Origin of the sequence: Ahrensia sp. 13_GOM-1096m, from assembly GCF_000620605.1 — a bacterium.
GTDB classification, from domain to species: Bacteria; Pseudomonadota; Alphaproteobacteria; order Rhizobiales; family Rhizobiaceae; genus Ahrensia; species Ahrensia kielensis.
In genome coordinates, this window is record NZ_JIAX01000015.1 from 1 (window position 1) to 13,556 (window position 13,556).

A 13,556-nucleotide genomic window follows, 5' to 3' on the forward strand; every position below is an offset into this window, starting at 1 on the left:
TCCCTCAAGGCCCACCGTCGAATAATGCTCAAAAATCCCATGTCTATCACTCCAATTACCCCCGACAAATCTGGTCAAGGGCAAGGTTGCACATGGGTCATTTCTCAGTGACAATTCTGACCTCTACCGGGTCAGTTCTGAGTGACATTCAACAGGTGAGCAGATCGAAAAGGCTTTTGTTGCTGTCGATACGGCACGGAAAACACTCGACGATCTTGAAGCAAAAACGGGTGAGGTCGATGCGTTAGCCGAGCGGGTTGAGGCCGTCAAGAATGCCATGAAAGCCCGTGATCTTGAAACGGCTTGGCACAATGCGGAGCGCGACAGCCGGACTGCGTTGAATTCTGTGACCAAGGCCGAAGGTGAGCTCAACACCGCCAACGGGGCGAGGAAGGAAATGGCCCAAAAACTGGTCGAGGCGCAGTCGGGAGAAGCGCGACGGCAGCAGGTTCAGGCCGACCTGACAAAGTTGGAGGTGATTGAGAAGCAGGTCGGGCAAGCAGCGGAGCTACAACAGGCGTTTGATGAGGATGCAAAGAACGAAGCTTCGGCGACGAAGGTGCTGTCAGAGGCCGTCGACACACGCGAAAGGCTCCAGTCCCGGCGTGGCGCGACCGATCTGGCGCTTGACCAAGTGCGAAAGACCGAGGCGGAGCGAGGAAAGCTGAAAATTGGTCTGGTTGAGGTCAACCGGGAACTGGTCAAAGCAGCGGCGCATGCAAAAGCAAACGGAGCTGTCGCAGAGGCCAAACGAAAGGTCGAAGCGGTCTCGAGCGAACTGGCTACCAAAACCGAAGCGGCGCAAGCCGCTGATGCGGCCTTGGTTGAGACCGAGGCAAGGCTTTCGCACACGCAAGCGATCATTCTGGCCGAAAAGCTGACCGAAGGGGCGCCATGCCCTGTCTGTGGTTCCCACGATCACCCAACTCCGGCCCACGGTACGCCCGAACAATCTGGTTTGACCGAAGCATTTCGTGGAGCTCAGGCTCAGGCGAGAACGGCAGCTGAAGCCAGGGTTCGGGCGGAAAGCGAACTCGGCAGTTGCCGAACACAGCTCGACGAAAAGAAACGGGCGCTGGAAGAGCAGGAACGACCTGAGCGCACGTTGGCGGAACTCGAAGCTGAACTCGCTCGGCTGGAGGGGACAATCGACGCTCTTGGGGAAGCCGTCGATCTTGATGCGATGGCAGAGCAGCTGGCGGATTTGAAGCGGAAAGTGACCGAGGCCGAGACTGCCGAGGCCAAGGCACGTACTGCGGCAGGTCAAGCTGCGACCACGCTCGCCGCGTCGCGCGCCAAACACGATACAGTGGTCGGTGCCCTGCCGGAAGGGCTGCACACGCCCGAGGCTGTCGTCGCACGGCGGGATGCTTTGCAACACGAACAAAGTCAACTCTACCAGGCACTGGAATTGGCGATTCAGGGGGATCGACTAGCGAGCGAAGCGCTCACCCGTGCGCAAGAGCAGCTCGAAGCAGCGAAGCGGGCCCGCGATGCGCAGGCACAGCGCGCGGAAAAGGCGAAAGGTGATTTTGGTGCTAGGCTGGCTGGAGTTGAGCTGGATGTTGCAAGATACGAAGCTTGCAAGGTGCATTTTCCAACGTACGACGCCGACCATAAGACTGTGACCGATCATCGTGAAAGTCTGATCGCGGCGCGCACGACATGGCAGAACGCAAGGGCCGTCTGTGGGGATCGCGAGCGCCCGGACCTCGTCCCACTTCAACTGGCACTAGATAATGCTACCCAGGAATTGAACGCCGCCAACGATGCGTTCTCCACGGCCAGAACGGATGTATCGTCTCTGGCCAAGTTCAAGGAATCTTTGGCCGAAGCCTTGGCCGAAACAGAGCGGCTTGAGACCGAAACCGGGCCGCTTCGGGGGCTGGCTGAATTGGCCAATGGCAAGAACGATTTCAAGATGACGCTAGAGACCTTCGCGATCGGCGCCATGTTCGATCAGGTGCTCGAGGCAGCCAACATGAGACTCGATCCCATGACGCGCGGGCGGTATCGGCTGACACGCGCGCTGGAGGCATCGGGTGGGCGTGGCAAACGCGGGCTCGAAATCGACGTCTTTGATATCAACACAGGCAAAGCGCGCTCCAGTACAGCCATTTCCGGAGGTGAGACATTCATCGCGGCATTGGCTTTGGCGCTTGGCCTTGCCGATGTGGTCGAGAGTCTGTCGGGGAAAATCCGTATGGACACGATCTTTATCGACGAGGGATTTGGCAGCCTCGACACCGAGAATGGAGCGGGCACTTTAGACCAGGTGCTGCAGGTTCTGGCTGCTCTGACCGAAGGCAACCGAACCGTGGGGCTGATTTCGCACGTTGGGCTGGTGCAGGAGGCCATACCGCAAGGGTTCTACGTTCGATCGACTCCGAGCGGCAGTCAGGTGGAAGAAAGAAGAGGACTGGGATGACGAATGAGACATGTGTAAATTACTTATCGATGGCGATGCCTTCGTAAACAATCTCAAGTGTTTCAACCGCGATTTCATTGCCTTCAGATTTTAGATCTGAACCTGTGATTTTTGTGGGCCAGGCATTGGTCAGTTTCCATACCATTGTTGGCTTGCCGGTCTCGTCCAAAAGTTTGATCGTAACGCTCTCGCGCTTGATGGTGTTCATTTTGATTTGGTTATGCCAATCAAAGAATTTGCTACCTTTGACAAAAACACCCTTCTTCAGAGTCACCACTTTGGTCTTAGCGATTCCCGGTATCTTGATGACATCGAATTTGTTCGTGTCGCCCTTGCGGTATTCGGTGACCTGAGTTTCGGTCTCGAGACCCGAAACCTCCCGAAAAGGGATGTTCTGCCCCATATTTCCTATATCGAATGCAAAGTAGAACTTGGGTTGCGGTCAGACCGCATCTTGTATTTCACCACTCTTCAATCTCTCCTTCGTACTTCGCACTGCAATTTCCGCATTGGTTGACTGGCCCTTACACTTGGATCGTCATTGGCTCAGGTTCTCCAATGTGAGATCAAGCTCTGGCAGCTCTCTGAGAGATTGAAGATCAAACATCGTCAGAAACTCCGGTGTCGTCACGAATGTATGCGGCGCACCGCGCCTTGGCGCGCGCGGACCGTCTGCGATCAATTTCAAATACCGCAATCTTGCAATCAGATCGCGGCTGACCTCTTTGCCAAAGATGTCGGCCAGGCCGGCACGATCAATCGGCTGATGGTAAGCGACCGCACACAGCACGGCCATCTCCATCTCGTTGAACTCGGCGCGCGGATTACCCAGATCGGCGGCCGCCTTGATCGCATCCGCAAAGCGAACCTTCGTGCGGAACATCCAGCCGGTCGAAATTTGGGCCAGCTCATAGGGTCGCGATTTCAGTTCGGCTTGAATGTCGTCGATGAGCAGATCAATTGAGACCGAAGCTCCAACAAGTTTCTGCAACTCATCTCGTGGCACCGGAGAGCCGCTGGCAAACAGTACCGCTTCGATCCGCCCCATCCATTCGCGCCAGCGTAGATCGGCCGGCAGATCCTCGAGTTCCCGATCAAACAGAACATCTTCCGCGTGGGACTGTATTTGCTCTGCGAGCGCGCTCATGGAGCCAATCCGTAAAGACGGAAGGTTGGACGGCCCGTCAGTTCCTTGACGACGCCAAATTCAACCAGGCGATCACAGAGGCGACGCGCGGCCCGTCCGGTCATCGGCGTGCGGGTTCCGCGTATGAGCGGTGACAGCATGCCGGATGGCGCGACCGCATCTTCAGCCAGGAACAGCGCAACGGCATCCTCTGATCCACGAGTTCGGAGTTTGGGGGCAACTGAGCGAAGCGCTTCAGCCCGAGCGTTCAGTTGTACGGTCAGTCGGAAAGCGGTTTGGGCACTTTTGGTGATTGCTGCTTCGATCGTTGTTTCAGGTTCGCACTTCCTTTCTTTGGTCCCATCCCGAAGGTCGCGCAATTTGGCTTTCGTCAAATGAAGGGCTGAGAGCGGATACAGGCGATCCCAGCCAAAGAACTTGGCTATAACGACATCCGCGAGAAAGCATGCCAGCCGCTCCGCCCGATCATCCGCCTTGAGAACCTTGCACATGATCTCAACAGCCGCAGCCATTGGCCCTAGCCGGATGGAGGTCGTTACGGCGGTTTCAAGCCACTCTTTAGTCCGATCATCGCCGTTTGCTAACGCAGCAACGTTATCGATCCAATTCTTGTCTCCAAGACGCACACGACCTGCCCGCCGCCAAAAGTCAAGTACATCGCCATCCGGTCCCCAATGCCGCACGCCCTCTTCATCTGGCGGAGTTAGATGATAAGCGTCGCGGATATCAGCCTCTTGGGCCATGCGGCCTTCCAGTTTGGAGGTTGCGACAGCCGCCTTCATGGCAAGGTTGTTGCTGAGCAACGCCTTAGGGATTGAGTCACCCGATTGCTGTAGGATCATATCCAGCATGGCGAAGGATGCGCCCGACAAAAAGGCAACGTTCTGAGGCGTTTCGCCCGCGCGCGCCGTGAGCCAGCCGGGCATTTTTGCTAGGGTGATTTGGTCGTCAGCGATAGTGGCAGGCTGATAGGTCATGGCACAACACTATCTCATGGCGGCGCTTATGCCTACCAGATAATGTGCAAACCGCCCCACCTTGCGATCTTTTTTTACGTCCAATAATGTTGCATTATCGGACGTAGAAAGATACTGTCTAAGTATGGCTATAAAATCAAACGAAAATGCCGAAATTTCGAGCTCAGAAGGCTCTAACACGACAATCGCCTCTCAGTGCGACGAGACAGACGCACTGCTTGAGATTGATTTGGATGATCTTTTCTCAGTTGCAGGGGAAAAGCCTGAAACAACGGCAAACATCAATCTGCCGGCAAATGTTGCTGCATCCGGCTCCTTGGAACGTCTGGTTGAGACAGCCCGCAACTATGCGGAACAAGCGACGGCCGAGAACACCAATAAGGCTTATGCCAAAGATTGGGCGCATTTTACCAGCTGGTGCCGGCGGCGTGGCGCAGAGCCACTGAGCGGCCAACACGTTCCGGATCCTCAGCTCATTGGCTTATACGTTACAGATTGCGCAGCACCACAAAACGGCGCCCCTCCCCTCTCGGTCTCGACCATTGAGCGCCGCCTATCGGGCCTTGCCTGGAACTATCAGCAGCGTGGGCTAACACTAGATCGCAGAGACAGGCATATAGCGACGGTGCTCGCCGGGATTAGGCGCGCGCACAGCAAACCACCCGCTCAAAAAGAGCCTATCTCACCGGACGAGCTGCTCGAAATGGTCGCCACGCTCACCTTTGGCCTGCGCGATATGCGCGATCGAGCCATTTTGCTGCTGGGCTATGCTGGTGGTTTTAGGCGCTCTGAAATTGTTGGCCTCGATGTAGGCCGCGATGAAACCGACGACGGCAAAGGTTGGGTTGAGATAGAAGACGGCGGCGCAATCATCATCCAGCGCACGAAGACTGGGTGGAAAGAAGCGGAAATCGCCCGCGGCTCTTCAGAACAAACTTGCCCTGTTCACGCGCTCGAGCAATGGCTTCACTTTGCCAAAATTGTCCATGGACCGATTTTCCGCCGAGTGACACGCGACAACGCGGGCGTGCAATCAGATCGCCTATCCGACAAACATGTCGCGCGGCTCATCAAGCGTACGATGCTGGAAGCAGGCCTTCGGCCCGAACTGCCCGACAACGAAAGGGTCAAAATTTTTTCCGGACATTCATTGCGCGCTGGGCTCGCATCTTATGCTGAAGTCGATGAGCGCTACATTCAAAAGCAGCTTGGCCATGCATCAGCTGAAATGACCCGCAGATATCAAAGAAGACGTGACAGGTTCACAGTTAATCTAACCGTCGCGGCAGGTCTTTAACTATAGATCATGCAATCAGGGGTCGTTTGCAGGAGGGGGCTAAATGACACTCTAAGCCCTGTTCGGGTTAGCCGCCGTTCGTCCCAACGCGGCGAAAGAGGAAAAAGAGCCCAACTAAGACATTCGATTGGGTTTTGTGAGTGCTATTTGCGACAACCAAGTCGTTGGTATTGCTTAGCCAGAAAAATTGCGAAAACAATGATTACTGCGACTAGGCTAAAATGAAAGTTGCGCTGACGGCTACTATTCGTGAAAATCTTTCTGCCCGATGGTGCAGTCTGCCTTCTCTGTTGGCTGGGAAAATGCAACTTTCATAATCGGAGATGAAACAAAGGCGATTTCTTGAATGAGTTTACGCCGAATTGTTGTTGCTATCTCTTCCATCGAATTAGTTTGCACGACGAAAGAGCCTGGACCGCCAATGACACAGTCGAGGTAATAGTCAGCGAGATTGGGTCGTGTGGCATAACCTGTAGGCGATGGTTGGATGAGTAATGGAAGTCCGTTAATAATAATTCCCTCCGCCAAGACAGCATCGCGGGCCACCGTCACGTATGGACCCAGAGTATTGGGACCATCTCCAGAGATGTCGATTACTTGATTTGTGCCATCAAAACCATTGCCATTAAACAGGCCAGACGCAAACAATAACCCATTGGAAATCGACGTGCCATTTCCACTTGTCAACGGTTTGGAGTCAAGTTCTGAGACAAAACTGCGAGCACTTACTTCACCATCAATTAGTCGCCATGGCACGATTACCGTCTGAAGATTATCGTCAGCCCACTCTACATAAGTGAGAGCAATGCGACCCAGCAAACCTGAACCAATAGCCTTTACTACCGAGGGGTCAGTCAATGCAGCAACATAGCCTGACCTTTGGATTAACTGCTCTTCGACATCCATTGAACTGGAAACATCAACTGCAAGGACGAGTTCTATATCAACTTCTAACTCTGACGCATGCAAAATACCTGTTTGTAAGCAAAGCCAACCAACAAAGAGAGCCAAAGTCTTTATCAAATTGCGAGACGCAAGATTAGAAATGGGAAAGATTTGCATAGCAAAATTAGTCACCTCTGTTGACAAAAAGCCACCAAACGAAACCTGTCATACTTGCTATCCATAGGCAAATGACGATTGCCGCTGCAAGTCTGTTTGGTGGCAGTCGTTCATGGTCGTCAGCCATAGCGCGGAATTGTGCCATCAATATTTTGGGTATCAAATATACAGCGAGAGTTATTCCCAAGGGAACGATTACGATGTCATCAAGATATCCGATAACAGGAATGAAATCAGGAATTAGGTCGATCGGACTTAAAGCATAGGCGACTACTGCCACCGATATTAGCTTGGCAGACAAGGGCGTCCGAGTGTCTTTTGCAGCAATGTAGAGCGCTACAATGTCTGTCTTGATTGAACGCGCCCATAATTTTGCTTTTTTGAACATTGGCACAATTTAATCCAACGCATTATTGTTGGCGAGTGCTTTTTATTGTTGAATAACTGATTGCAGGGAAATCAGCCCTGATTACGACATCGGAAATTTCGTTAGTTTGTCCGCTTAACGGGCTTGGTGAAACTGGAGAGGCGTTTGTTTTGATGCAAACTGCGGTACGCAATATATTTCCGTGCGGCCCACTAAACTGTGGTTCCAGCACCTCTCCGTGACGCTATTTGCACAGCCAAAAGTTTCTATTGCGTTGACCGACGTTCTTTTTTCAAAACACCCATCAATGTGCCCTCGTCTCGCTCAATCGGCCAAAGAAGCTACGATCTAAGTGTAAATCACCTGCCTTAGCACGCTGAACGAGTGCTCTGAGATATCCACCTGCTGACTGAACTAGGCCCTCAGACTGCTTGTCATAAATCAACGCGATGGCCGCTGCCGCTTTAGCTGGGCCCATGATCTGGTTAGCCACGTTCCATGCATCCTCAGAAATCCCAACAATACCACGCATTTTAGCGGCCGCCCGATGTACATCGTTCCAATCCCTTAGATAGGTCCCCCCAAGCGCGCGCGCCATTTGAGCAAATTCAGGACAAGCTATCATCAGCATAGGTATATCCACCTCAGAGCCACGTTTCTGGCCGTGAGTGCTCCAGTTTATATCCATATCAACCTTTTCATTCCCATCAACTTGGTCAGTTATTGAATGATCTGGCTCGATGTTCGCGACGTGCTTTTTTTCAAAGCTATTACTAGATACAGATTTAGGTTGGTTTGTAGTTAGTAAGTGGGTATCGTTTTTAAGACTCGTGGGTGTATCTTTATTATTAAAAGAGACCACATTAGAACTCGTTTTGGACTCCTGATTTGAAGGCTTAGCGTCAGATTCTGCCGGCCAATCAAATGCCGCTTCGAAGGCGTCTTCAACACGTACTTTGAACTCTTTGATAATATCCACGTAATCAAGCAGCCTGTCAGTCGCTACAGCGCGGCTGGGAAGTCCTTGGATCACCATCACATATTCTTCCTGCAAGTCTTTCCAGGGCCCTCTAAGAGCGGATTCTAAGGCTTTCTCAATCTTAGCGCGTATCACACGGCGTGTGACTGTGATTGTATTGCGTAGAGACGCACAAAATTGCCGTTCTTCTTGAAGATGCGCATACAGAGCTTCAAACTCGGCCGTGCGCGCTGCAAGAGGTGCTAGATCGAAACCATAGGCCTCTGTTATATAACCTTCCTCATTTCGACGCCCCCAACGTTTGCCGTTTGGGCTGTCTTTCATCCAGATAATGCCCGCTTCGCATAAGCGGCGGATATGGCGACGCAATGTGGGTAGAGAGAACCCCGTCTGTTCCATCAGGAAATTGTTCGAGACCCAAACAATAGGTCGCTTCCCCTGCTCCCAGTCTTGCTTCTGGGTCACTGCACCGAACGTGTCGAGAAGTAAGAGGTCTTGTGCCTTTAGACCGATCGCTGCGGCCACTTTTTTAGCTGCGACAATCGCTTGTGATTTAGGTACAGAAAGCTTTTCGCCGGCTCGTGCATGCTTTTCAGCCTCGACGAGTCCCGGCGTTGGCTTGCGCCATCCGTTATGTGTCATGTGATTTATTGACCTCCTTTAGTTGAAAGAAGGCAAAAGATCCCCATTCACCGAATCGGTGTTAAATGCATTGACAGTGATTCGCGGGAGAGGTATCTACAAGGTGCTTAAATCTTTAGATGAGCTCTCATTCCGCCAGGTTTGGGGGCTTTTCTTTTGCCGTTAGAACACTACGATTTTCCTTTCTTTTGTTCTTCAAACGCTGTGTAGAGCGCCTCAAGATTTTCAGAAAGGTATTCACCAAAACCCTCCGCATCGGTGGATTTCAGGGAAATGCTGTATGCTTTATCGGAGCGGTTGAGTGAGGCTTTTATCCTGCCCTCACCTGCTTCCCATGTTCGCTTTTGTGAAGAAGAGGACTTTACTTTTATGCGAGAAGCCCCCTTTTCTTTAAGCAAGTTAAGCAGCTGTTCAAATCGATCATCGGAATTCGCATCCAGAAACGGCTTGGTTTCGAGCAAAGTTGCTGCTTTTTTCTTGTTTGCAGGAATGATGATGAGCTTTTTTAATTCCTCCCAACGGTCGCGGCCGACTGACTTGGCAGTGCCAACAGCTTCGAGGAATTCGACCGAGATCTTTTGAGAAACCGACAACATCCGCGATAACAGAGTTGCATCAATTGTAAGGGCCGCCATCGCCACATCTTTGCTATACCCTTGATCAAGAATGCTTTTAGCGTAAAGCGCCTTCTCAATGAAAGAGAGGTCTTGTCTGGCTGTGTTTTCTTGTCCCTGGGCAATCACATGAGCGATGTCTTCAAGCTCTCGTATGACAGCGCGTACTTCAATTTTCAAAGCTCGCGCCACGCGCACCCGTCTGTGGCCAAAGACAACCATGTAGCGACCGGGCTTTGTAGGGTGGGGCTTTAGAAGAACAGGCGTTTCCTGACCATGTTCAGCAATCATTGATTTTAGATCTTCGAACGCCTGGTCGTCTCCGCTAAGGCGATCCCGCAAGAAGGAGGCATCAATGAGCGAGGGATCAATTTTCACAACGGTTTCACCATCGGTCAGACGTTTGGCGTTATCGGCCAAATCTTCCAATGACATCTTCATAGATTTAGAGGCACCCGTTTGTGCATAGCTTGAGCGCGATTTCTTCTGCGCGGTGTTTGGCTCTTCGCCCATAACACTATCTAAAAGGCCTTTGCGTGCCATAACGCCCTACCCTCTCACCAAAACATTGAATTTACATCGGAAATTCGAATTCTGCACGGCTGTCAATTTTCTCATACCTTGCGCCCCCATGCTTGGTGCACCAAAGATGCAACTTCTTCATTCACGCTGTTGAGAGCCTCAATTGCACGATCATATGTTTTGCGCACAAACTGAGATCGATCTACTTCATAGAGCGTTTGCTTGGTTATGCCGGCATCGGATATCGCTGTTGACTTCACCATTTGAGGCCCGAGCATTTGGTTTGGAAACATTGCCTGCATGAAACCTACCATTTGCTGTTGTGGCCCATCAGTCGGTTCATACCTGGTCACCAGGTATCGGAACCATTGCAGCTTCATGTCTGCACCTGCTTCACGAATCGTTCCCATAATGCCGCCCAGCATCAAGAGAAATTGGCTCATGGACATGATATCCAACATTTGAGGATGAACTGTGATGAGGACTGAAGTCGAAGCTGTAAGAGCCGTCAGCGTCAGATAGCCAAGCTGTGGAGGGCAATCGATAACGACAATATCGTAATCACCATCTACTTCTTTGAGAGCCTGCGATATCCGCGTAAAAAACTGACGCCCTTCAGGTGTCTCAGGATTAGATGCAGCAACGGGCGTGTCGTACTCGTATTCCTGCAATTCCAAATTGGCTGGAATGATATCAAGACCTGGAAAATTAGTCGCGAGGATAACATCCTTTATAGATCGCTTTTCGTCGTCGTATCGCAAACACTCATAGAGTGATGGTACATTGTCCAGTTCCGGTTGGATGCCATGAAGTGCGGTGAGTGATGCCTGCGGATCTAGATCGATTGCAAGTACGCGGTGCCCAGTCAGAGCAAGGTGCTGCGCCAAATGAGCCGCTGTCGTTGTTTTACCAGAACCACCCTTAAAGTTTACGACTGATACAACTTGTAGACCTTCACCTTCACGTCTGTGCGGAACATATTGCTTTGCACCGGATCGTCCATGCTTGTCGAGATATTGTCTCAACTCCAACATCTGTTCGGCAGTGTAGGAGCGGCGCCCGGAATTCGAAGTTGTGGGAACGGGGCCTTTGCCCTCAAGATGAAGTTTCTTGATGTTGGATTGGGTAACGCCTAAGAAATAAGCGGTCTCAGCGAGAGTGAACTGGCGTAGGTTCTTTTTCGCGTTTGGAGGGTACTGCTCCATACGCAGCATATTGAGCTTGTCGGAAATCAATTCGCCCTGTTGGAGAATGATTTGATCAAAGTTCAGGCCACTGTTGTCTGTACCGTCAACCATGGAACGCATTCCAACAAACTCCAAATATCGCTTTTTTATGCATTTTTTATATTGAAGCGTTATTTACTCCGATTCTATTGTCGGGACAACCGATTTATAGTTAACGGAAAGTTAACGGCAGCGTGAGCCTTTTGGGGTTTTGGAAAGAGTGCCAGCGATAAAGAGCGTGATCATAGATTATCGTCCGCGCAAAACGTAAGTGCGATTCGCTTTACTGTCTGATTATATTGCGATTTTCTGAATTCTGCACGGCTGTCAATTTCTATCCACGCAGGTCATTGCGAAGCAGGCGGACATGCCGCTTACAAATCGTAGCCATCATTTTTCAAACTTCTCGTCTGCGCGCGTTCGAGATTTCGAGTGACCGTCTTAAGTTGATTGTCAGAAACGCCACCGGCATTTGCAACCGATAAGGCTTTTTCAGAAGCCCGTTTAATTTCTGTAACGGTTTCGGCTTTCCCAAGCTCCGATTGAGCTGCTTCAAAACCAGCCTTGGAAGCCCATAGTGGCGCATCGAAAAACTCCGCTCGATCTCTACTGATATCTGCCACCTTGCGAAACGCTTCGTGACTTGAGTTGTCCAGCAATTGAGTATGGTCGACTTTTGTCATGATCGTAGGAAGCTGCTCCATCGATCGTCGATAACGGCGCTGGAGATCTTCATCAGGGATATCGCGTCCGCCCATCGCTACTCGAGCCTCTACGCGCGCTCTAGCCAATTCTGGCGAATGCAATCCAATATATTTCAGATCAACTCGAAAGCCATTATCTCGCGCCATATCAATCAATCCATATATCGAATTGCCTGAAAGTGTCGTCTCGACAGCAAAGGATCGTTTGCTATCGAGATATTCTTTTCCCAGCTCCGATGCTCGCTTGCCGACTTTTGTGCCCAATGCCTCTGGATTTGTGGGATTGAGAGAACGCGCAGCGGCATCTGAATCGATGACTGGCTGGCCGAGCCATTGAGATGCAGCCATGAGCGTACTCTTACCTGCACCATTAGGTCCCGCAATGATGGTTAGGATTGGAGTCGGTTCTCTATCGAGCGTAGGGCCTGAACGATTGAAACCTGGAAGTCGTCTGAGTTGATTGGCTGATTGATCAAGTTGCAATTCGCCTTCTCGAATGAATGGACGTAGGTATTTCGTCAGGTGATCTTTGTCTGGTTGATCGAGCTCAGCCGTTAGCGCTTTGAGATAGTCCGATTTGTTCGTTTCTTCCCAAGCGATGTGGAAACCCGATCGTCGGGCCAATTCTGAGGCAATTGCGGTAATGGTTCTGCCATTGCCTTCGAGAAAGGGATGGGCATAGGCAAGTTCACCGATGATCTTGCCAGGATCATTCCGAAAAGTTTCTTGGTTGTTTGCGTTGCTAAGCGCGTGACCTACGCCGCGCGGAACATAAGGAGCAAACTGGAAGTCTATGTCACCTTTACCAATAGCTAAATGGGCTGCATTTTGGGAACGATCTTGCCCAGCCCAAGGATAAACATCCGAAAAGAGAATGCGATGGGTATCCCGCACACTCTCTAGATTCACCTCGGGCGCATTTTGCAAAGCGTCTAGAGCTCTTAAAATATTACCCGCGAATGCGTTGTGTTCAAGGCGTCGCACGATGGCTGGATCTTTTACACCTGCATGGTTTCGGAGATATCCGCGTGTTTCAAAATCATTGAAGGGGTCGAAAGCCATCAGCTATTGAAAACTTCCTCCAGATAACGCGCATGGAGTTTGGTCAGTGCGATACCATCAACGGCTTCAATTCGCCTAAGACCAATGACCAGCAATTCAATTTCATCAGAGATCACCTCGTCTCCAGCATTAGAACTGACCGCCTCAGTCCATTCATCCAGATCAGATCTGACGCCATGAACACCATGCAGGAATGCCAATTCTCGTATTTCGAACTCAGCATTGTTCGGAGGGGAGGGAAACTTATCGCCAGCTGCAAACGGACGAGTGCCATTCTTATCTTCAATGACGTGATGGCCATTTACATCTATGTAGGTGATGGCTCCACCCAGGCGCAAACGATGAGCTAAGTGTTCCTCGATCCGCCTGCTTTCGGCCTCATGTTGTTGAGGGTCAATGCTCTCCAATCGTGAAGCGATTTCAGCTGGTTCAATTAGAACGTTGCCTTGGCTTTCGTGATCCTTTGGCATTGACTATTTCCTTGATATTTCAACAGCATGTGTATCGTATTTTTTAAATCCGAGCAACG

General features: G+C 51.2%; 11 protein-coding genes and 1 pseudogene. 2 read left to right on the plus strand and 10 right to left on the minus strand.

Annotation, left to right across the window (positions count from 1 at the left end; genetic code table 11):
- Nucleotides 1-277 precede the first annotated feature (277 nt).
- Nucleotides 278-2,428: an SbcC/MukB-like Walker B domain-containing protein gene (locus N530_RS0113210; protein ID WP_026481070.1), complete on the plus strand. Its 2,151-nt coding sequence runs from the start codon at nucleotides 278-280 to the stop codon at nucleotides 2,426-2,428.
- 19 nt (nucleotides 2,429-2,447) lie between these two features.
- Here N530_RS0113210 and N530_RS18165 read toward each other — a convergent pair.
- The 3 genes and pseudogenes from N530_RS18165 to N530_RS0113225 all read right to left on the minus strand — a co-directional run.
- A pseudogene (locus N530_RS18165) lies at nucleotides 2,448-2,852 on the minus strand (phage tail protein); the annotation flags it as partial.
- 114 nt (nucleotides 2,853-2,966) lie between these two features.
- Nucleotides 2,967-3,575 (minus strand): SMC-Scp complex subunit ScpB, encoded by a 609-nt coding sequence (locus tag N530_RS0113220; protein WP_026481071.1) that lies wholly within the window; start codon nucleotides 3,573-3,575, stop codon nucleotides 2,967-2,969.
- Nucleotides 3,572-4,552 (minus strand): DUF1403 family protein, encoded by a 981-nt coding sequence (locus tag N530_RS0113225; protein WP_026481072.1) that lies wholly within the window; start codon nucleotides 4,550-4,552, stop codon nucleotides 3,572-3,574. The genes N530_RS0113220 and N530_RS0113225 overlap by 4 nt, the downstream gene beginning before the upstream one ends.
- 124 nt (nucleotides 4,553-4,676) lie before the next feature.
- Between N530_RS0113225 and N530_RS0113230 the strand changes: the two genes are divergently transcribed.
- Entirely contained in the window at nucleotides 4,677-5,849 is a 1,173-nt protein-coding gene (locus tag N530_RS0113230; protein WP_081773974.1) for a tyrosine-type recombinase/integrase, read from the plus strand.
- Nucleotides 5,850-6,092: 243 nt separating this feature from the next.
- Here the strand turns inward: N530_RS0113230 and N530_RS0113235 are convergent, their stop codons facing one another.
- From N530_RS0113235 to N530_RS19090, 7 genes are all read right to left on the minus strand, one after another.
- Nucleotides 6,093-6,911, minus strand: a complete 819-nt coding sequence (locus N530_RS0113235; protein ID WP_051540953.1) for a DUF1194 domain-containing protein — start codon at nucleotides 6,909-6,911, stop codon at nucleotides 6,093-6,095.
- 7 nt (nucleotides 6,912-6,918) lie between these two features.
- Nucleotides 6,919-7,299 (minus strand): YkvA family protein, encoded by a 381-nt coding sequence (locus N530_RS0113240; RefSeq protein ID WP_026481075.1) that lies wholly within the window; start codon nucleotides 7,297-7,299, stop codon nucleotides 6,919-6,921.
- Between the two features lie 283 nt (nucleotides 7,300-7,582).
- A complete protein-coding gene (gene repC, locus N530_RS0113245; RefSeq protein ID WP_026481076.1) occupies nucleotides 7,583-8,899 on the minus strand; it encodes a plasmid replication protein RepC in 1,317 nt (438 codons plus the stop codon).
- Nucleotides 8,900-9,069: 170 nt separating this feature from the next.
- A complete protein-coding gene (repB, locus tag N530_RS0113250; protein ID WP_026481077.1) occupies nucleotides 9,070-10,056 on the minus strand; it encodes a plasmid partitioning protein RepB in 987 nt (328 codons plus the stop codon).
- A 71-nt stretch (nucleotides 10,057-10,127) separates the two neighbouring features.
- Nucleotides 10,128-11,333, minus strand: a complete 1,206-nt coding sequence (repA, locus tag N530_RS0113255; protein ID WP_026481078.1) for a plasmid partitioning protein RepA — start codon at nucleotides 11,331-11,333, stop codon at nucleotides 10,128-10,130.
- Nucleotides 11,334-11,635: 302 nt separating this feature from the next.
- A complete protein-coding gene (locus N530_RS18720; protein ID WP_051540954.1) occupies nucleotides 11,636-13,027 on the minus strand; it encodes a zeta toxin family protein in 1,392 nt (463 codons plus the stop codon).
- A complete protein-coding gene (locus N530_RS19090; RefSeq protein ID WP_155852005.1) occupies nucleotides 13,027-13,497 on the minus strand; it encodes a hypothetical protein in 471 nt (156 codons plus the stop codon). The genes N530_RS18720 and N530_RS19090 overlap by 1 nt, the downstream gene beginning before the upstream one ends.
- Between the last annotated feature and the right edge of the window lie 59 nt (nucleotides 13,498-13,556).